21 protein-coding genes are annotated in these 19,507 nt (G+C 37.4%); 10 read left to right on the top strand and 11 right to left on the bottom strand.

Annotated features, from left to right (window positions below; translation table 11 throughout):
- Nucleotides 1-501: 501 nt before the first annotated feature.
- The 3 genes from HX062_RS04805 to HX062_RS04815 all read right to left on the bottom strand — a co-directional run bounded on the left by HX062_RS04805 (nucleotide 502) and on the right by HX062_RS04815 (nucleotide 2,792).
- On the bottom strand, nucleotides 502-1,062 hold the full coding sequence (locus HX062_RS04805; protein ID WP_182626345.1) for a GNAT family N-acetyltransferase: 561 nt from the start codon (nucleotides 1,060-1,062) through the stop codon (nucleotides 502-504).
- A gap of 74 nt (nucleotides 1,063-1,136) precedes the next feature.
- Nucleotides 1,137-1,928 (bottom strand): nitrilase-related carbon-nitrogen hydrolase, encoded by a 792-nt coding sequence (locus tag HX062_RS04810; RefSeq protein WP_182626346.1) that lies wholly within the window; start codon nucleotides 1,926-1,928, stop codon nucleotides 1,137-1,139.
- Nucleotides 1,929-2,330: 402 nt separating this feature from the next.
- Nucleotides 2,331-2,792, bottom strand: coding sequence for a GyrI-like domain-containing protein (locus HX062_RS04815; protein ID WP_182626347.1), 462 nt, complete (start codon nucleotides 2,790-2,792; stop codon nucleotides 2,331-2,333).
- Between the two features lie 304 nt (nucleotides 2,793-3,096).
- On the opposite strand from HX062_RS04815, the gene HX062_RS04820 reads away from it, so the two are divergent.
- A complete protein-coding gene (locus tag HX062_RS04820; protein WP_182626348.1) occupies nucleotides 3,097-3,753 on the top strand; it encodes a DNA-binding response regulator in 657 nt (218 codons plus the stop codon).
- Nucleotides 3,754-4,011: 258 nt separating this feature from the next.
- Here HX062_RS04820 and HX062_RS04825 read toward each other — a convergent pair whose 3' ends face one another.
- Together HX062_RS04825 and HX062_RS04830 are read right to left on the bottom strand one after the other, a co-directional pair.
- A complete protein-coding gene (locus tag HX062_RS04825; RefSeq protein ID WP_286466596.1) occupies nucleotides 4,012-6,006 on the bottom strand; it encodes a tetratricopeptide repeat-containing sensor histidine kinase in 1,995 nt (664 codons plus the stop codon).
- Nucleotides 6,007-6,096: 90 nt separating this feature from the next.
- A complete protein-coding gene (locus HX062_RS04830; protein ID WP_286466597.1) occupies nucleotides 6,097-6,360 on the bottom strand; it encodes a hypothetical protein in 264 nt (87 codons plus the stop codon).
- A 200-nt stretch (nucleotides 6,361-6,560) separates the two neighbouring features.
- Between HX062_RS04830 and HX062_RS04835 the strand changes: the two genes are divergently transcribed.
- From HX062_RS04835 to HX062_RS04845, 3 genes are all read left to right on the top strand, one after another.
- On the top strand, nucleotides 6,561-7,205 hold the full coding sequence (locus HX062_RS04835) for a response regulator (protein ID WP_182626351.1): 645 nt from the start codon (nucleotides 6,561-6,563) through the stop codon (nucleotides 7,203-7,205).
- Between the two features lie 79 nt (nucleotides 7,206-7,284).
- Entirely contained in the window at nucleotides 7,285-7,614 is a 330-nt protein-coding gene (locus tag HX062_RS04840; RefSeq protein ID WP_182626352.1) for a DMT family transporter, read from the top strand.
- 98 nt (nucleotides 7,615-7,712) lie between these two features.
- Nucleotides 7,713-8,219, top strand: a complete 507-nt coding sequence (locus HX062_RS04845) for an META domain-containing protein (RefSeq protein ID WP_182626353.1) — start codon at nucleotides 7,713-7,715, stop codon at nucleotides 8,217-8,219.
- A gap of 52 nt (nucleotides 8,220-8,271) precedes the next feature.
- Here HX062_RS04845 and HX062_RS04850 read toward each other — a convergent pair whose 3' ends face one another.
- Entirely contained in the window at nucleotides 8,272-9,717 is a 1,446-nt protein-coding gene (locus HX062_RS04850) for a TonB-dependent receptor (RefSeq protein WP_286466598.1), read from the bottom strand.
- An 82-nt stretch (nucleotides 9,718-9,799) separates the two neighbouring features.
- On the opposite strand from HX062_RS04850, the gene HX062_RS04855 reads away from it, so the two are divergent.
- The 3 genes from HX062_RS04855 to HX062_RS04865 are packed head-to-tail and all read left to right on the top strand — an operon-like array spanning nucleotide 9,800 to nucleotide 11,632.
- Entirely contained in the window at nucleotides 9,800-10,567 is a 768-nt protein-coding gene (locus HX062_RS04855) for an MBL fold metallo-hydrolase (protein WP_182626355.1), read from the top strand.
- Between the two features lie 3 nt (nucleotides 10,568-10,570).
- Nucleotides 10,571-11,065 (top strand): hydrolase, encoded by a 495-nt coding sequence (locus tag HX062_RS04860; RefSeq protein ID WP_182626356.1) that lies wholly within the window; start codon nucleotides 10,571-10,573, stop codon nucleotides 11,063-11,065.
- 12 nt (nucleotides 11,066-11,077) lie between these two features.
- Complete coding sequence (locus HX062_RS04865; RefSeq protein WP_286466600.1) at nucleotides 11,078-11,632, top strand: hypothetical protein; 555 nt, start codon at nucleotides 11,078-11,080, stop codon at nucleotides 11,630-11,632.
- A 69-nt stretch (nucleotides 11,633-11,701) separates the two neighbouring features.
- On the opposite strand, the gene HX062_RS04870 is transcribed toward HX062_RS04865, so the two are convergent.
- On the bottom strand, nucleotides 11,702-12,379 hold the full coding sequence (locus HX062_RS04870; protein WP_286466602.1) for a CatA-like O-acetyltransferase: 678 nt from the start codon (nucleotides 12,377-12,379) through the stop codon (nucleotides 11,702-11,704).
- On the bottom strand, nucleotides 12,380-13,138 hold the full coding sequence (locus HX062_RS04875) for an enhanced serine sensitivity protein SseB (protein WP_286466604.1): 759 nt from the start codon (nucleotides 13,136-13,138) through the stop codon (nucleotides 12,380-12,382).
- Between the two features lie 185 nt (nucleotides 13,139-13,323).
- Here HX062_RS04875 and HX062_RS04880 point away from each other — a divergent pair, with 185 nt between their 5' ends.
- A complete protein-coding gene (locus HX062_RS04880) occupies nucleotides 13,324-14,190 on the top strand; it encodes a hydroxymethylglutaryl-CoA lyase (protein WP_182626360.1) in 867 nt (288 codons plus the stop codon).
- A 58-nt stretch (nucleotides 14,191-14,248) separates the two neighbouring features.
- Nucleotides 14,249-15,721, top strand: a complete 1,473-nt coding sequence (gene guaB / locus HX062_RS04885; RefSeq protein WP_182626361.1) for an IMP dehydrogenase — start codon at nucleotides 14,249-14,251, stop codon at nucleotides 15,719-15,721.
- A gap of 131 nt (nucleotides 15,722-15,852) precedes the next feature.
- On the opposite strand, the gene HX062_RS04890 is transcribed toward guaB, so the two are convergent.
- Nucleotides 15,853-16,443 (bottom strand): hypothetical protein, encoded by a 591-nt coding sequence (locus HX062_RS04890; protein WP_182626362.1) that lies wholly within the window; start codon nucleotides 16,441-16,443, stop codon nucleotides 15,853-15,855.
- A 111-nt stretch (nucleotides 16,444-16,554) separates the two neighbouring features.
- On the opposite strand from HX062_RS04890, the gene HX062_RS04895 reads away from it, so the two are divergent.
- Nucleotides 16,555-17,415, top strand: coding sequence for an alpha/beta hydrolase family protein (locus HX062_RS04895; RefSeq protein WP_286466605.1), 861 nt, complete (start codon nucleotides 16,555-16,557; stop codon nucleotides 17,413-17,415).
- Between the two features lie 104 nt (nucleotides 17,416-17,519).
- Here the strand turns inward: HX062_RS04895 and HX062_RS04900 are convergent, their stop codons facing one another.
- Complete coding sequence (locus tag HX062_RS04900; protein WP_286466606.1) at nucleotides 17,520-18,191, bottom strand: response regulator transcription factor; 672 nt, start codon at nucleotides 18,189-18,191, stop codon at nucleotides 17,520-17,522.
- Nucleotides 18,188-18,955 carry a sensor histidine kinase gene (locus tag HX062_RS04905; RefSeq protein ID WP_286466607.1) on the bottom strand — a complete coding sequence of 256 codons (768 nt, stop codon included), beginning with the start codon at nucleotides 18,953-18,955 and terminating at the stop codon, nucleotides 18,188-18,190. Before HX062_RS04905 ends, HX062_RS04900 begins: the two co-directional genes overlap by 4 nt.
- Nucleotides 18,956-19,507 lie beyond the last annotated feature (552 nt).

Here is a 19,507-nt window from a genome sequence, read left to right on the forward strand (position 1 = left end):
AGAGCAGGATTCGAACCTGCGAAGGTTTCCCAACGGATTTACAGTCCGTCCTCGTTGGCCGCTTGAGTATCTCCCCTTTCAGCGTATGCCTCAGTTCTGTATTAGAACGGTGCAAAGATAGCGCTGTTTTGTTAATCTGCAAGAGAATTGTCGCTTTTTTTTGTTTGATGTACCTTCAAAAATCATTAACTCTTTGGTTCTAAAAATCTAAGCCTTTAAAATTTTTTCAATCTATTTTTTTTAAAAAGGATTAAATACTGTAAAATGAAGGATTAACTGCCTATGTATCGATGATCTTACGTTGCCAAAACCAGGGCGTTGTGTCGGTGTTTATTGGCTACTAGGGGTATCATAAGGCCAAAAAAAAGCAGTCATATCCATGTTCTTTGCCTACGGTATATCAGATGTCGAAGGTAAGAGATGCACATAGAAATTCGGCAAAGAAGAGGCCAAAGGCGCTATCTAGTGTCCAGACGCGCATGGCCATTGAACTAGTTCGATTTATAGATTAGGGTAATATTCTCTCTTCAACAAGCTGAAAATTTCACCATCGACAAATTTCTCTTTTTCATAAAAATAATCACGCAACACTCCTTCAGATTTCAATCCTACTTTTTGCAGTAGTTTGCGTGAAGCTAGGTTAGACGGATCGATAAATGCCTCAATGCGGTGTAGATTAAAATGCTCAAATCCAAAGGGAATCAAGGCGTTAATTGCTTCAGTCATCATACCTGTTTGCCAAAAGTCAGGGTGTAATTCATAACCAATTTCAGCTCTGAAGTTTTCTGTTGAAAAATTGTGAAACCCACAAGTTCCGATTAGGCGTTCTGGGTGTTCGATTTGAGTAATGGCCCAGCGGATAGAATCGTTATTTTGGTAGCGCTCTTGCCAAGCCAGCAACAATTCATGTGCTTCATGTACGGATTGAAACGTCGGTAGGTCGTAGAATTCCGTAACTTCATCTCTAGAAAAGTAATCGAATAAAGCTGGGGCATCCGTAAAGTGAAGGGCTCTCAATAGTAAGCGCTCCGTTTGTATTGTAGGAAATTCGTTAAAAAACATCAAGTTCAAATTTTTATTTAAAAGATAATATGACGATTCAAAGGTGGAGTGACTTCGATTGAACGCACTCCTAGTTACAGTTGAATGTTGTATTTTTCGTGTTCAGATTGAAAGTCTTTGGTGATTAAGCTCCCAAAATCAGGGTGATTCACCTGGTTTAGATCAATATCGAGTATGGTTAAAACTTCTTCCTTGTTTGCTTTAGCTAGGATTTGTCCATCGGGATTGACAATTTGACTCTCTCCTCGGTATGATTCTAGTTCTCCGTCAAAGTACTCTTCTCCAATGCGATTGCAGCTAATGTAAAAGCACTGGTTTTCCAATGCGCGAATAGGAATGATAGTCGGTGTAACAGGACCGCCAAAACAAGAGGAGTGACATATCACATCCACTGCTTGTAATTTGAGTATGGAAGTGTGCTGTGGAAACCAACAATCGAAGCAGATCGTCAGGCCTATTTTTCCTTGATTACTAGGGTATACAATGGCCGTATCACCCGCCTCAAAGAATCGTTTTTCATAATCGGGTAGGTGAATCTTGCGATAAGAAGCAACCAATCCCTCTGCACCAACGAGAATAGACGTATTGTACAAAACACCTTGGTGTAGTTCAGGGATTGTTCCCGATATATAACCATTTCCGGTCTCGGCTAGGAGGGTAGCAAGAAAATCAACGGTGGTACTTTTGCTTAATTCTTCTGCAAATGGAAGGATTTCTTCTTTGGTGTCCATGGCATAGCCCGTAGTAAAAAATTCAGGTAGTACTAATAAGTCAAAAGATTTCCCTTTTACTCGGGTTGCAATATAGTCTAGATTCGCTTGTATGTCGCGCCAAATTACAGCATATTGAAAAAAGCCTACTCTCATAGTATACACGTTTTTTAAAGGTTATAAGTTACAAAGATAAGTAGAGTTTCACATGTTTCACGTATGGAATTGAGCTTTGTCTGAAAGAATGCCTTTCGAGAAGCGAGATTCAGATCCAAAGGATTAAAAGAATAAAACCAGTTTTATTTTTTCTCTTTTATAGCAAGCCATGAAGTTTTGAGATTCACCTCAGTAACTTTCTGTTTTCCCTAGTAATTTACTGGCTGAAATCCCACCAAAACGATTGATCATGTATTGTGTTTGTCCTCTTGCTTATGGTTTACACTAATTTTAAAAAATAGACGAACACCTGTTTTTTAGCCGCCCTCCTTTTAATTAGCAACAGTTGTAATTGTGTAGTAAACATTCTACAGGCTAGCTGTTTAACTGTCTGGTCTCGCTTTACTGAGTTGCAATATAAATGGCTACTTCCGCTTGTGTTGGATGTTGAGAGGAAGGACTGTAAACTTCAAAATCAGATGTATAGCTTCGATTGAGGTTGGGGGAATTCCAAATATCGATCCATTCGTTAAATACAATATTATCCACTAAATTACCACGTACAATACGTTGAATATACGATCCTTCAGCAATACTATGTGTCACCATCCCTTCAGGCACATCGTCCAATGAGCTAACCTGACAACCGATAATAGCGGTATAGGGCGTAGTATGATCACGCTCATAGTGGGTGTAGATTACATAGATAGTGTCAGTACATGCATTCGGAATTTTATGTTGGAGCTGTTGGCTGTGAAAGGTCGCCCACAATTGCGGAATATCTATGGCAGATTGTCCTTCTTGATTGGTTGTTCGTACTGCAATTCCAATAATAGGAATCGCTGCTAGTTGTTTTATTTCCATGCTAAAAATATAAATGTGTTGCAAAGATAAAAGGAGTATATGACAGCCTTATGTCAATAGGAGGAATACAACTGTAAAAACGTTCAAAAGAGCAGGTGGTAGCCTTAAAGAATAGTCATGACAAAATAAAAACTAATCATTTACTAATTTTGAAGTTATGTTTTTTATATAAAATACAGAAAAAATCTTTTTTATTATTTATATTGTAAGGAAGACCTATTTGTTTGAGGAACTAGAGTAGTGCGCTCTAGAAAAAAAAGAGTAAATTTGGTAAAAATAAAAGTACGTCTAATCATAGCTTATTATGAATCTATATAACCCCGTATTTCTAGTGATAGATGATCACCCGATGATTTTGACTAGTTATATTCGCCTATTGCGTGAAAATTTTTTAGAAAGTACTTTTTATGCTAGTGAAACGATTCCAAAAGCGATTGAGTATCTCGATGACTTACCTAGTATTGATGTATTAATCATAGATTATAATTTGTCGAAGAACTTTGATGTTCAACTGCGTATTTCCGATGGACAAAAATTGGCGCTATACGCAAAGGAAAAGTTTCCAAAAGCAAAAATTATCATGATAACAGGGCATGAAGAGGCCTTGTTAATCTATAGTATTCACAAAAAACTACGCCCAGATGCTTTACTGATGAAAGCCGATGTGACGGATGAGTTGTTGATTGAGACGATTCGTCAATGCATGATTGGGCAAGTATTTTACAGTATTGGAGTCAAAAATGTACTCAGTTTGTTGGCTAAGCGCCAATTGATGCAGCAAGAACAATACATAGAAATCCTGATGTTGTTAGACAAAGGATATAAGGTTCAAGAAATCTGTGAAATTGTCTTTAAGAGTCAAAGCACCGTCCAACGCATGCTCACTACCCTAAAAAAAGAGTTTGATGTAAACGACTTATCTGAGCTTTTAAAGCAAGTAAAACTCCAAGGATTCATTTAATTTTAAGAAATAAGGATTGATTCAGTTGAAAAATGAATGTTCAACTTTCATTTTTGTTAAAAGAAAGGGGGCAGGCTTTGAAAAATAAGGGCTTATGCCTACTTTAGCGCTTGATATTATCATACCAATATATTTGTGGTTTATGTGTTTGTACCATTGTTTTGCTGAATAGCATAAGATGTAATTCGCAAATAGGTAAAAATAAATATCTATTGATTAATTTAGGTAAATAGGGATTGGTTGTGGGGACACCTATCCCTATTTTGCTTTTGCAAGTGTAACTTCCAATACCGTCCCTTTATTCGCGCTTGAATGAATAGTTAGTACTCCATTAATTTGATTCACGCGAAATTGAATGTTTTTTAAACCAATGCCTTTTTTGCTTTCACTGACTTTAAATCCTATGCCATTGTCTTGAATTTTGATGTGATAGCTGGACATGGATTCTACAATGGAGATAATCGAGCGAGTGGCTTGGGCGTGTTTAATGATGTTTTGTATGGATTCTTGAACAATGCGATAGATATTCATTTTGGTTTTGTAATCAAAATTATTCCAGTCAAAATTACGAGCGATTAACAGGGTAAAGGACTGTGCAGTTGTTGTGTTTTTTTCTATTAAATTTTCTAGAATAGGAGTGAAGTTACCCATGGCAAGTGATTGATCTTGCAGGTTGTGGGAGATGCGTCTGATTTGTTGCTGTGCACCTTCAATTTCTGAGGCAATGAGTTGACGATTTTGTGGGGTACATTCGTTAGAAAGCATCAATCGGATGTTGAACAGTGTATTAATGATTCCGTCGTGTAATTCAGTACTGATACGCGTTCGCTCATCCAAAAGGGTAGTTTTGGCAATTTCTTCTTGTTGTAAGATCAGTTTGTAAATTAATTCGCGATCTTGTTGTTGCTGTTGTTCAAACAACAGACGTCTTTGAATCATTTTTTGTTTGAATAGAATGTAGATTAAAATGGACAACAACACTGCTAATAGAGAGAGAATGCTGAAGAGGGTTATGCGTTGAGATAAGAGTTCATTTCTCGCTTCTAATTGAGCAGTTTCGTATTCTATGCGGGCAAATTTTGTTCGATTTTCAATTTGTAACTTTTTCAGGCTATCGTTAATCTCATAGTAGCGCTGGGTGTATTCTTTGGCATTTTGCTGATCGTATAAGCTCAAATAGCGCAGATTGGTCAAAGCTGTATTGCGCGCTTTCACTTTTTCCGACGTTTTGAATCCTTTTTTCCAGTATTCAACCGCTTTCAAGGTATCTTTCTTGGCGAGATAAAGCTCGCCAAAACGACTGTAACTCGAAATGAGTCCTTGGGGCGTTTGTAAGCTTGTGCGTATGCGATAGGCGTCTTTTACTAGTTGCTCCGCTTCCGTAAGCCTGTCTGTCTTGATGTAAGTCAGAGCCAAGTTGTTGAATAACATCGCGTGCAACAGACTGTTTTGTAGGTCTTGTGTCAGTAGATTTAATCCATTCAATAACGCCTGTTCTGCCTCTGTGTAATTTTTAAGCCCGTTGTACAAATAGCCTATATTGTTGTAGATCGTAATCCTTTGAATCGTCACATTCTGTTTTGAATCATAATTGTTTAAAAGATCGAGCGCTTTTTTGTAGTATAAAACGGCCTCTTCACTTTGTGAGTTTTGGTCTAGAATACTGGCAATTGTAACATATGCTTCAAGTAGTAATTTATTATCCTTGTACGGTGCGATCTTTTGTATGGAAGCAAAAGCTTCTACCTCCGCTTGGTTAAATAAGCCTTCTTCAAATAAGATGATTGCCATGCTTTTTTGCATGATACCTACATGTAAGGTGTCTTGTTTTGCTTGGTAGAATTTTGCAGCATAAGAATAGGATACATAGGCACTGTCCAATTTCACTATATCCTCATAATAGTCGCCTAAATAAAAATAGGCCTTGGCTATATCATGCGTGTCTTTGGCTTTTTGTGCAAGGGATAGTAAGTTTTGACTGGTTTTAAAGTACAATTCGTTTGCCTTTATGTTATAGGCAACACCAGCAAAGTGAAACAAGAGTTCTCGATGCGCTTTGGAGTTAAAATCATCCTCCAAGGTGAGTAGGATGGAATCCAGTTGTATTATTTTATCCCGCTGATTGCGATCAGACTCCTCAATGTGATTGAGGTAATTTGATAAATCATTGTGTTTTTGTTTGTTGGCTTCTTTGGAGCAAGAGGCAAAACAGAAAACAATGAGTAGTAGCGGTAGTAAATAATTTACTTTCATACGAGTTTCTTAAGAGAAACAAAGGAAGTTAAAAAAGAATTAATCCCCAATTTTATCGGTGAAAATTGAGGATTAAACTGTTTATCTGATTTATTTTTTCTTGTCTTTTATTTGACCTACATCTCCGTTTTCTAACGTTTTTGAGGCACTGTTTATTACTTGTATATTGGTTTTAACTGTGTCTACTGCTACTTCAATTGAAGCGTTTTCACCGTTGGAGTTTGTCTTGTTTATTGTTACATTAAGGCTTTCTTTGCCACTTCCATTTCCTTCAGATGGCATGTTGTCTGTAGAACATGAAGCTAACAAAAGCAAAGCAAATGCTGAAATCGAGGTAAGGATAATTTTTCTCATATGGATTCTGTTTTTAAAAAAATAGTAATTTATCGTTATTTTTAATAAAATGAAATATTTTAAACTTATATTTAAGGTTTGTAAAAGATAAAAAAATGTTTTTTATACTAAAATAGTTCGATTGCTTAACAAACATATTTATATTTTTACTTGTACTTGTACAGAAAAACTGTATACTATGTTAAAAAAAACAAACAATTTTGAGTTTTACTGTCTTAGTTATCGATGATCACCAAATGATTGTAGACTGGTATCTTCAAATTTTACAGCAGCAATTTGCTGAGGCTACGCTATTGAGTGCTACTTCTGTCCAAGAGGGTGTGGCACAAATTGACCATTGTGTACAATTAGATTTAATTATTGTGGACTATAACTTGGGAAAAGGTGAAGAGGTAGAAGAAATTAAAGATGGTGTCGATTTTGTTGCTCTAGCAAAAAAACGATTTCCCCAAGTGAGTGTGGTTTTCATTACCGGGCATGAAGGGGTTTTGGTACTCTATGACATACACAAAAAGATTGTACCACAAGCGCTGTTGCTCAAAATAGATGTAAACGAGGAAATCTTGAGAAGCGCAATTAAAAAAGTTTTAGAAGGAGAGCGTTTTTACAGCGTTCACGCCACTGAAGCACTGAGAGAAATCTACAAGAGAGAGGCGTTGTTGCAGGAGCAAAATATTCAAATCTTGCTATTGCTCGACAAGGGGTTTCGCATTAAAGAAATTAGCGAAACGCTGTGTTTAAGTGATAGTGCCGTCAACAAGCGAATTGCGGGTCTGAAACAAACTTTTGACGTCTTGGATAACGGAGGATTAATCCGAAAAGTTAAAGAAGAAGGTTTTATCTAATAGCAATCTTTTGCGATAAATATTTATCATAGGATAAAAAAAATAGATTTTATAATTATACTTTCGCAAAAAAAATAAAATGAACTGGATTGTATTAATTATCGGAGGTTTTTTTGAAGTTGGTTTTACGTATTGCTTGGGAAAAGCCAATGAAACAAAAGGAACGGAGTCAATTTGGTGGTATGCAGGTTTTCTCTTTGCCCTATGTATGAGTATGGCTTTGTTAATCAAGGCTACACAAACGTTACCTTTGGGAACTGCCTATGCGGTATGGACCGGAATTGGCGCAGTGGGAACTGTGCTTGTTGGAATTTTTGTATTTAAAGATCCCTCTACCTTTTGGCGCTTGTTTTTTATTGCTACTCTAATAGGTTCAATTATCGGTTTGAAAGTGGTCTCTGCTACTTAGTAAAAAGCTAGTTTTTAAGTTACTTTTGCAATTTATTCCAAATAACTCTTTATATTTGGATTAGAATAAAATGGTATATCATTAAAAATTGTGAAAAAATGAGAAAAATTAAATTTTTAACTGTAGGCGTATTGGTTTTGGCGTTAGCGGCGTGTAACGAAAAAAAAACAACGGAAAAAGCGCTTGAATCAACGGACAAACCTGCAGTTGAAACAGCAGTTACGACAAAAGCAAATTTATTTGGTAGTTGGGAGTTAATTGCCATTCATACGCAAGAAACAGCTGACAAAAAATTGGAGGAACTATTTCCAGGTAAAAAACCGATGTTGAGTTTTGAAGGAAATCTTATGGTTCACGGCAATGACGGATGTAATGCATTGACAGGAACGTATGAAGTAAAGGAGAACAACGGTATTTCCATTGGTGATAAATTAGGCGCAACGCGTATGTTCTGTGAAGGTGTAGCAGATGCTGCATTTACAAAAGGCTTGACGGAAGTGACAAACTATGAAATTACTGAGAGTGCATTGCTCTTTAAAAATGGAGATAAAGTTGTGATGGAGTTTAAACAAATCCATCCTGATATCGAACAAGAAGTAAAGTAAGATAATAATAGAAAAAAAAGCGACGTTTTATAAACGTCGCTTTTTTTTATGTTTATTTGTGATAGCCAAAGAGTTGATTTTCTTTGATCATCGTTGCAATTCCCGGAGGCAATTTGTTCTCCCATCCTGCTTCGTTACACTGAAGCGAGCGCAAGACATCACGAGAGAATATGTCCAGATTTTTTAATTCGTAATTGGTAATATCAACAATTTGGTTGTTTTTCTTAAAGAATTTGTATAGTTCTTTGATGTGTAAATCCACTTTTAGATTGGTTGAGTCGATAATATTGCCCGTTTCATCTTTCATTGGGTAGAGGTATATTCTCATTTGATTGCGGAATAATTTTCCCAAGGCTTCTAAAATACCACCGGTCAGGTTGGCGTAATACTTTTCTTCAAAAATATTGAGCAGGCTACTAACTCCCATTGAAAGGGCGATTTTTTCCGAGGTGTATTTAGAGAAATAAGCTGTTAGCTTGTAGTATTCTTGAAAGTTGGAGATCATTACGGTTTGTCCTAGGGAACAGAGTAAATCTGCACGGTGAAGGAAGTCGTTTTCATCCAAATTACCTTCCATTAAAAGGTTAGAAAGGGTAATTTCAAAAATCACGGTAGTATCTTGTCTCTGTAGTTGATTTTCTTTTACAAAAGAATCTAAGGCTTTTTGGTACATATTCATATTGACCAGGGTAACTGGTCGGAAGCTACCGCGAAGGGCTAGAATATTTTTGCGATACAATTCGTTTGCCGCTAATCTACTTTGTCCGTCAGGTCCAAACATAACTGCTTCTGTCATACCATTTTTTACCAAGAGCAGGCTCATCAAGCGGTTGTCGATATGTGAAAATAAATGTCCTGTTAAGCTAATGCTGTCAATTTCGATCTGATCGCGATCCAAGTGATCGTACAAACAGCTGATTAATTTCTTGGGATCATGGTGTTGGTAATACGCCCCATAGATGAGGTTTACCCCCAAAATTCCCAAGGTTTCTTGTTGTAGTTTAGAATCAGTTTCTTTGAATTGAATGTGAAGGACTATTTTGCTATACGCTTCATTTGGAGCGGTTTGAAAGATAATTCCAACCCAACCATGTCCTTTATTCTTTTTGGCATAGTCAATCGTAGCTACTGTATTGGCATAGCTGAAAAACGTTTTAGTTGGATTTGCAGCACGGGGAATTCGATCTTCGATTTTCTTGGTTTCATAATCCAACATTTTATTCAGTCGGCTTTCTGTAACATATCGTCCATCGTCTTCTACACTATAAATGGCATCGCTAAAGGATTTGTCGTAGGCAGACATCGCTTTGGCAACTGTTCGCGACGAGCCACCCGCTCGAAAGAAATGACGCACGGTCTCTTGACCAGCACCGATCTCAGCAAATGTTCCATAAATATCGTGATTGAGGTTTATACGGAGTGCCTTATCCGAAATAGCAGGTTGATGTTCAATGATTCGATCCCCTTCTAATACTAGATCTTCTGCAAAATGTTCCATTTATTGGCTTTTGTAACAAAGTAACAAATTATGTACAACAAAAAAAAGATAAAGTGTACTTTTGTATAAAAAGGAATAGGTTTTGGAAATACGATTTTTAGGAACAGGTACTTCTCAAGGAGTTCCAGTGATAGCAATAGATCACCCCATTGGCAAGAGTTTGGATAAACGCGATTACCGTTTGCGAACATCCGCATTGATTACTTGGGATGACTTGACCATCTTGATCGATTGTGGTCCAGATTTTAGACAGCAAATGCTACAAGCAGATTGCAACTATCTCGATGCAATTTTGTTTACCCATGAGCACGCAGATCACATTGCGGGACTAGATGAAATACGCCCGTTGACCTTTTTGTATGGTCCTATGCCTATCTACGCTTCCGCCCGGGTACTTACGGCCCTAGAAAAGCGTTATGACTATATTTTTACCACAGAAAATCGATATCCTGGAGCACCTAGTGTTGCATCTCATACCATCGAAGAAGATCAAACCTTTTATATTAAAGGAAAACCCATCGTACCCTTGTCCATTCAACATGGCGATTTGCCAATTTTTGGTTTCCGCTTGGGCGATCTAGTCTATATCACCGATGCCAAATACATAGCCGATACAGAAATTGAGAAAATAAAAGGTTGTTCGGTTCTGGTTGTTAATGCTTTGCGCATTAAAGAACATCCTACCCATTTTAACTTAGAGGAAGCCCTAGCTTTTATTGAAAAAATCAATCCTTGTCATGCTTATCTCATCCATATCTCACAAGATTTAGGTTTTTGCGAGGAAGTGGAAAAGATATTGCCAAAAAATGTATCTTTGGCTTACGATGAACAACAAATAAAACTACCATAAATCATGAGACATAAAGTCTTTTTTTATCTTTTTGTATTCTCAGTTTTAGTCATTGCCCTTTTGTACAATACAAACCGCAACATGATGAAATCAGAAGAGAAGAAAATCGAAATAGCCCATAAGCGTATAGCCATTGTTCGAGATTCTTTAAAGCTGGCATCTAAAGAGTTAAATGATGCGAAGTATTTTTCATTGGAGTATAACGACGATGCACAAGAGTATTTCAATTACAAAACACTAGATCAAGATGTGGATAAAATCCGCGAGGAAATTTTAGCGCTAAATCATCTTGATACGGGAAATCCCCTCGTGCCATATGGCGCAATGGATGGACAGAAATGTATTATTAATAAAGTACAGTTTATTAATCACCGTTGGATTATAGCCGATTTTTATTCTGGAGGATTGCACGGAGAGGTGTTGATTAAATACTTTTACAATCCTGAAAAACCAACTGAATTTTCAACCATTGAAACGGTTTTGTATTCAACACATTAAAAGGCTTTAAGGATGAGAAAAAGTGCACTAGTAGTAGGGATACTCTTATCAGTTAGTTTAGTTTCCTGTGATTTTATACTCAAAGATAGAAAAAGCAATGAAACACAAGATAAGTCTATCGTTACAGATGGCGGTAAAACTGTTGTCGGTGAAGAAGATGGCTTTGGTTGTGCTTATACTGCGGGTTATCGATACAGCTATTTATCGGAAGATTGTATTCGCGTGTTTGAAGTTGGATTTCGATTAAACCCAATTGATGATGATGCAAACGCTGGGAGTGATCTGGAAAATGATTTGGAAAACAATGAAGTAAGCTGTTTTGTGCTCTTCGCTAAGGATGGCAAAGAAGCAGAAATATTTTTACCCCAAAAAGAGAAAAGCATTGTGTTGACAAGTGACCGAACGAAAACCATTTACTTGAACGAGGGATGGAGCTTGAACGTAGAGAACGGCATGGTGTTGAAATATAAAGATCAAATCAAGTTTACTGCTGCTAAAACCATTGATTTGCAGCTGATTCATTCAGATCAGGTTATTGAAGGGGTGGAAGAAGGAGACCTTTTTTAATAGGAGAGGAGTGCAAGAACTTAACAAGATAAGAAGACGGAAGCGAACAACTAGTTTGACTTCCGTTTTTTATTTGTTTTCTGTTGTTAGCCAGCTGTTTACATTAGCTGCTAGGTGTTGGATGTCATTTAAAAACGCCGCGGTGTGATACCCATCTGCGATTGCGTGATTGACATACACGGACAGGGGAATCAAGACGCGTTCTTGCTCTTGATAATATTTACCAAAGCGAATGATGGGCTTCAAGAAATCGGTATCGTCTGAGGTATCCTGACTGATGCTCTCGAAACTGATCCAAGGGACACAAGAAATTGGTACAAAATTAGCTGGTAGCCCCGATTTTACCTTGATTCCCTTTACGTTTTTATACTGTTCGATATCTTGGGTGATCGCCCGATGAAAGGACGGAAAATCACCGTAATAGTCACTCCATAAATCGGAGAAGGTTTTATCATCATCGTGAAAGAGTGTAAATTGAGGAGACAAAAAATTCCAAACCCCTAGTTGTCCTTGGTGTATGCAGGTGCGAAGCGCTTCGCTATTGTTCAGGGCACGCATGATTACATAGAGGAAAGTGGGAAAGAATTTATACCCTTTCGCCTTATAGGTAGCCAGCAGGACCGTAATATCAATTTTGATACTAATGGTGTACTTTGTTTTGAGTTGTGTACGATAGTAATCGTAATAGGGGGTTCTACTCCAGGTTTCTCTGTCAATTGGAGTAAACGCGGGTAAAATTGGTTTCATTTACTTGGTGTAAAACGGTTGATCTTCGTTGTAAAAATAGTCGCTAAAATTGCCCTTAGGTTCTAAGCGAATAATGTCGATATAGTCTTCTTTTTTCAGGTGAGGTTTACATAAATTTGAGATAACATCAGCAATTTCTTTAAATCCAGCAGCATCTTTTACTTCGCAATCAATGGCAAAGATATAATGCGGTTTTTGATCAATGCGCTCATTAAAGGTCCAGCCAATATACGCAGAAGCAATTGCGGGAATAGAGGCGAAGGTTATCTTTAGGTCTTGAAGTAAGGCCGTGGGTTCTATTTCTGGTTTTCCAATAAGGGCTTGCATGTGTAGGTGTGCCACATCGTCCTTCATAAAGTTAAAGATAGAGCCATTCAACATGTCAGCTATTTCATTTGGCACTAGTTCTTTGTATACTTTTGAAAAGGGATTGACGATGATGTGATGTCCCATAGCGAGTTCTAAAAAGGCTCTGCCGTTGACTTTCATATAGTTCATTTCATCCTGAATAGCCCCTTGGTCGTAAATGTGTTTGGGGTCTGTAAAAACGGGAATATGTTGATTCTCAAAGGTGATAATAGGCGCATTGGCATTGAAACTATTGGCTTGGTTGTACTCCTTTTTTACCAAAACATAAATGTCGTTCTTTAAGAATTTTTCGTAGAAAACAGCGCGATATTCTTTGTCTGTTCCTGCTTTTTCTATGATGTCTGCCAGAGGCAAGTTTTTGTTTAGCGCTTTTTGTTTGGGTTGAGTCATGGTCACTATTTTATCTTTGCTCTTCAAACTTACGATTAATTCTACTGTATTTATCTAAAATAATCTTAAAGATTACAGTTGTTTTTAATAAAGAAGAAAGAAAAAGAAAAAGGCAAAAGAAGGTGATTTTTAAATTTATAATTTGTTTTTGAGAATATCTTGCTTTCTTCTATCTTTGGAGCACTATGAAGCCAACAGTAAAAATTATAGAATGTCCGCGCGATGCTATGCAGGGCATTAAAATGTTTATACCAACAGAAAAAAAAGTACAATACTTACAAGCGTTATTGCGTGTAGGATTTGATACCATTGATTTCGGAAGTTTTGTGTCTGCAAAGGCGATTCCTCAAATGATTGATACGGCTGATGTTTTGGCACAGCTCGATTTGAGTAAAACCCAAAGCAAATTGTTAGCGATTATTGCTAATACCCGTGGGGCAGAAGAGGCGTCCGTACACAAAGAAATTCAGTATTTGGGATTCCCATTTTCTATCTCTGAGAATTTCCAAATGCGAAATACGCATAAAACGATTGCGGAGTCTATAGTAACGCTGCAAGAGATTCTAAATATAGCGACAAAGACCAATAAAGAAGTAGTGGCCTATTTGTCTATGGGCTTTGGAAATCCCTATGGAGATCCGTGGAATGTGGATATCGTTGGCGAGTGGACGGAGCGTTTAGCAACTATGGGGGTGAAAATCCTTTCTTTATCCGATACGGTAGGAAGTTCAACACCAGAGGTAATTGATTATCTGTACAGCAATTTGATTCCTGCTTATCCTGAGATCGAATTTGGAGCGCACTTACACACCACACCAGATTTGTGGTTTGAAAAGATTGACGCAGCTTATAAAGCAGGCTGTTTGCGTTATGACGGAGCAATTAAAGGCTATGGCGGATGTCCAATGGCAAAAGATGATTTAACTGGAAATATGCCAACAGAAAAAATGTTAAGCTATTTTACTGCTAATAAGATAGATACGAATTTAAGTGCGATGTCTTTTGAGAGTGCCTATAACGAAGCGTTAAAAGTTTTTAATTTTTACCACTAGGATTTTTTTACCTGAATAAAAAAAACTAAATTTGCGTGCAATTCAACTACAATTGCACATGAAAGCACACACAACAAAAATCATCGGTCAAGGATTAACTTACGATGATGTTCTTTTAGTTCCAAATTATTCGGAAGTTTTACCACGGGAGGTAAGTTTAAAAACAAATTTTTCAAGAAATATTACGCTAAATGTTCCAATTGTATCTGCGGCGATGGATACAGTAACAGAAAGTGAAATGGCTATTGCTATTGCTCGTGAAGGAGGAATAGGAGTAATCCATAAAAATATGACAATTGAAGAGCAAGCCAAAGAAGTTCGCAAAGTAAAAAGAGCGGAATCAGGGATGATTATTGATCCTGTAACCCTGCCTTTAACAGCAACGGTTGGAGATGCTAAGAAAGCTATGGCTGAATACAGTATTGGAGGTATTCCAGTAGTGGATGAACACGGCGTTTTAAAAGGGATTATTACCAATAGAGATATGCGTTTTGAAAAAGAAAATGCAAAGCCTATTACGGAGGTAATGACCAAAGAAAACTTAGTCACTGCAGCAGAAGGAACAACCTTAGAGCAAGCAGAAGGAATTCTTCAAGAGAATAAAATTGAGAAATTACCAGTGGTGAATGCTGAGTATAAATTAGTCGGACTAATTACATTTAGAGATATCACTAAATTAACCCTAAAACCCAATGCGAATAAAGATCAATTTGGTCGTTTACGCGTTGCTGCGGCTTTAGGTGTTACACACGATACCGTTGAGCGCGCAACCGCTTTAGTGAAAGCAGGAGTAGACGCCTTAATTATCGACACGGCTCACGGACACTCACAAGGAGTAGTAGGCGCATTAAAATCAGTAAAACAAGCATTTCCAGAAATCGACGTAATAGTAGGTAATATCGCTACACCAGAAGCTGCTTTATATTTAGTAGAAGCAGGTGCTGATGCAGTGAAGGTGGGAATTGGTCCTGGATCAATTTGTACAACTCGCGTTGTGGCAGGTGTTGGTTTTCCTCAGTTTTCGGCTATTATGGAAGTAGCTGCTGCTTTAAAAGGAACAGGTGTTCCTGTTATTGGTGATGGAGGATTGCGCTATACAGGAGATATTCCTAAAGCAATCGGTGCAGGTGCTGATTGTGTGATGTTAGGATCTATGTTAGCAGGAACTAAAGAATCACCAGGTGAGACAATTATCTTTGAAGGTAGAAAATTCAAAGCATACCGTGGAATGGGTTCTGTTGCTGCTATGAAACAAGGTTCTAAAGATCGCTATTTCCAAGATGTTGAGGATGACGTGAAAAAATTGGTTCCAGAAGGAATTGAAGGTCGCGTTCCTTACAAAGGGGAATTAAACGAAAGTATGTTACAATTTATTGGTGGTTTACGCGCTGGTATGGGATACTGTGGAGCTAAAGATATTCCAACTCTACAAGAAGTGGCTCGTTTCGTACAGCTGACAGCTTCTGGTATTGGGGAAAGTCATCCACATAATATCACTATCACAAAATCAGCTCCAAACTATACTAGATAAAACAAAACGAATTTTAATTTTAAAAAGCTATAACCTTATAGTTATGGCTTTTTTGTGTGCAATATAAAAAACGCCTCCTCAATAGGGAGGCGTTTTTGGTTTACAATTTACTCTCTGCCGTCAACCAAATTCTATTTTTCGTTTTCTTTCATCAGTTTTTCTAGCATTTCTTGTTGTTGCTTCATGCTAGCTTGCATTGACTGTATCATGTCTAGTAGTGGATCGGGTGTAATATCCAAGGAATCATCTACGGTATCGTTGAAATTGGGCTGTAAAAAATCGGGTATATCCGCAGCGAAGGGCGAGGCATATTGTTGTAAATCAGAAGTGATTTCTAAATACTTACTGCCGTCTGCTTTCTCGTGAATAACAACTGAAAAAGGACGAATTCCCTCTGAATTATATTCACTTTTCTTTTGGGAAGAACCTTTGTCATTATTAAATTCTGTGGTTATTTTAATGATTTCATTCTTGTTATTTCGCTTCACATTTGAAAAGCGTAGGTTGGCTACTTTCTCAGCATTGATCTCTTTTGCAATAGCCTCTAGGTCTGCTGCAGTTGTCTCTTTTGAAATTTCGTAAGACAAAGTTTTATTTTTTATCGTAACTTGTTCTTTTCCTTGTGCAAACGCAGGTAGGGAAGCAAAAGATAAACTAATACCCAGTAAAATTATGGAAATTGAAGATTTCCATGTGGTCTTGGTTAAACTAATATGGTTCATATGCTTAATTCTTTTGGTTAATTATTAAGATCTATTTGAGCTAAATTAGAAAATTTAAGCTTAATGATTTTTAAAAATATATTGTTCACTTGTTAAAATATATCGAAAATTATGGTACAACTTCGTCATGAGACTACAATCATCAAAAATGGCACTACGCATTCTATTCTAGCAGATGCTTATTGGGAAGAGGAAAGAGGTAAAAGGCCTTTAGTTATCTTTTGTCACGGGTATAAAGGATTTAAAGATTGGGGGGCTTGGGATTTGATGATGCAAACGATAGCCAAAGCTGGATATGTAGCTGTAAAGTTCAATTTTTCTCACAATGGAACATCTTTAGATCAACCGATGGAATTTGTCGACTTAGAGGCATTTGGCAAAAACACTTATACACAAGAACAAAACGATTTAGCGGCAGTGATCGACTTTTATCAGGTTCAGCCTTATGTAGAGGAGACTCAAATCTTTTTGATTGGACATAGTAGAGGAGGAGGGGCAGTATTGTTGCAAACCTATTATAACGATAAGGTTACAGGGGCTATTTCCTTGGCGGGCGTGGCTGATTTTAAGAAGCGATTTCCACAGCGTGACAACTTTGAGTTATGGCAAAAAGAAGGAGTATTTTATAGTATGAATGGCAGAACCAAGCAGCAAATGCCTCATTATCTAACGTTTTGGGAAGACTTTGAAGCGAACGAACAGGCATTAACCATTCAGTATGCCGCACAAAATCTGCGAAAACCCGTATTGATTGTCAATGGAACGGCTGATCAAGCGGTAGGTGTAAAAGAAGCTGAATTGCTACACTTGTGGATGAAAGAGTCTACGTTATACATCGTTGAAGGGGCTGATCACGTTTTTGGGGCAAAACACCCGTATGAACAAGCAGAGTTACCCGTACATTTAAAGCTAGTGGTCGATGAAATCCTTGGCTTTTTAAAGGAAAATACAAAGGCTAAGCCTAACGTATAGCCTAGGCGAAAACGCAGTATACAAGAGACATAGTACTAGGTATATCCGTCTTATGTTTGCTTTACCTTGGGATTATTGTCCACCTAATCCCCGTTGGCATGTGCTCACAACAGGGAAATTTCTTCCATTGAAATGAGTTTGTTTTGTACGGCATATACAATGAGTCCCACTACGTTCTTGGCTCCTGTTTTTTGGAATAGACTGTTTTTGTGGCCTTCCACTGTTTTGAGCGATAGAAATAAGTGATCTGCAATTTCTTTTCCTGTTTTTTGTTGAGCAATGAGGTGGAGTACTTCGAGTTCTCTATCGCTTAGAGCGAGTTTTAAATCTGGGGTAATGCTTGTGTTTTTGATGGTCATTTGTTCCCTTAACAGCGAAAATTGTGCGGGTAACAGATAGAATCCTTTGGTCTTTACTTCGCTTATTACCTCAAGAAGTACGGCTGGTTTTGTGTTTTTAGGTAAAAAGGCAGCAAACCCCGTTTTGACAATAAAGCTAATCAGGCTGTCATTGTAATGGGAAGACAAAAGAATAACTGGTGTATCATTTCCTGCCTGTCGCAATTGTTTTAAGAGTTCAAGTCCATCTACTTCTCCGATGCGAAAGTCGAGAATGTAAATATCAGGATATGCCGTTGTACTTGCTATGTGTTCTAGAAATTCTGTGCCTGAATTAAAAGTTGCTACAACTTCAATAGACGGGTCTTGTTGCAAGAAATTGGCGAGTAAATCCGTGATGAGTACTTCATCATCAACGAGAATGATTTGAGTTTTCATACCATTTGTTTTAGAGGGATTAACAATATAAAATAGGTTCCTTTTTTGGGTTTTAATTTGTATTTATGTACTGCCTTTAATAAGGTTGTACGCAGTTGAATATTTTGCATGCCCAAACCTTTATTCAGTTCTTGTTTGGAACATCCTTTCCCATTATCGCGTATTCCAAAGACTACAGCCTTTGAAGTGAGGCGCAACTGCACGTCAATTTCACTCGCTTGGGCGTGCTTGTGTATATTGTTCATCAATTCTTGTGCGATGCGAAGCATATGGGTTTTTTGTTCTGTTGAGAGTTCAATTATCGCCTGTGTATCAATGCGTAAACGAATGTTGTAAAAAGTATTCCACTGTTGAAATAAATCTTTGATAAGGTGCTCGATGGTTGCAAATTCCAAAAGGGGTGGATTCAAATCATGGGATATACGCCTTGTTATCGAAATTGCTTCCTGTATGTGATCCACCATTTTAGGGTCTTCTTGTTTGGTTTGCGATTGCAAGAATAAGATATTTAGCGAATTAATAACCGAATCGTGTAAATCACTGCCAATGCGTTGCCTTTCTTTTTCCTGTATAGCCAAGGATGACAGCTGTAGTTTTTTGTGGTGGTCTTGGTTTAATGCTTGGATTTGGTGCTGGGTTTCGATGTGTTTTTTGTGATTTAGTTTTAAAAGTATGATAAATGCTATGCTAATGATTAGCACAAGTAGTAAGCCAAGAATCAACCAAATTAGGACAATATGTTCGCTTTGCGCGTTATTCTGCATATGACTATCGTTGTTAATAGGTAAAAAAGTAGTGTAAGGATACTATTCAGAAACCAGAATAGCAGTATATATTCGCGGTTTCCTGTTATTAATAGGTGGAGAGGCAGGTAATACAAGCACTCAAAGATAAAATAGACGAGTACAACAGCATTAAAAAGGAAAAAAGAGGTATTATAGGATTGCCATTTATTTTTAACTAGGTAATAGGCGTAGTGCAAGGTAAGTAAAAATAAAGACAGGGCTGTCACACTCCTCGTGTAGGAATTGAGTTGTTGCAAATCGTGAAATTGTATTGTACTAAGCTCATATGACAGGAGGATCAACGAGGGAATAACAGTATAGAGGAATATTTTTTTTTGGGTATGCGTATAGTAAATATAGGAAAACCATCCCAATTCTAATACGCCAAAAATCGGAATTAATAGGAGGTTGTTTCCCAGTTTTTTGCCCAAAAATTCACCTAGAAAAACAAAGGATAAGCAGGTGATAAGGTATCCTATAAAGGCTACTTTATACCGAGATAAAGGCATTTTGATTGAGGCGTAAAAAATT

Origin of the sequence: Myroides sp. DF42-4-2, from assembly GCF_030326445.1 — a bacterium.
GTDB lineage: Bacteria > Bacteroidota > Bacteroidia > Flavobacteriales > Flavobacteriaceae > Flavobacterium.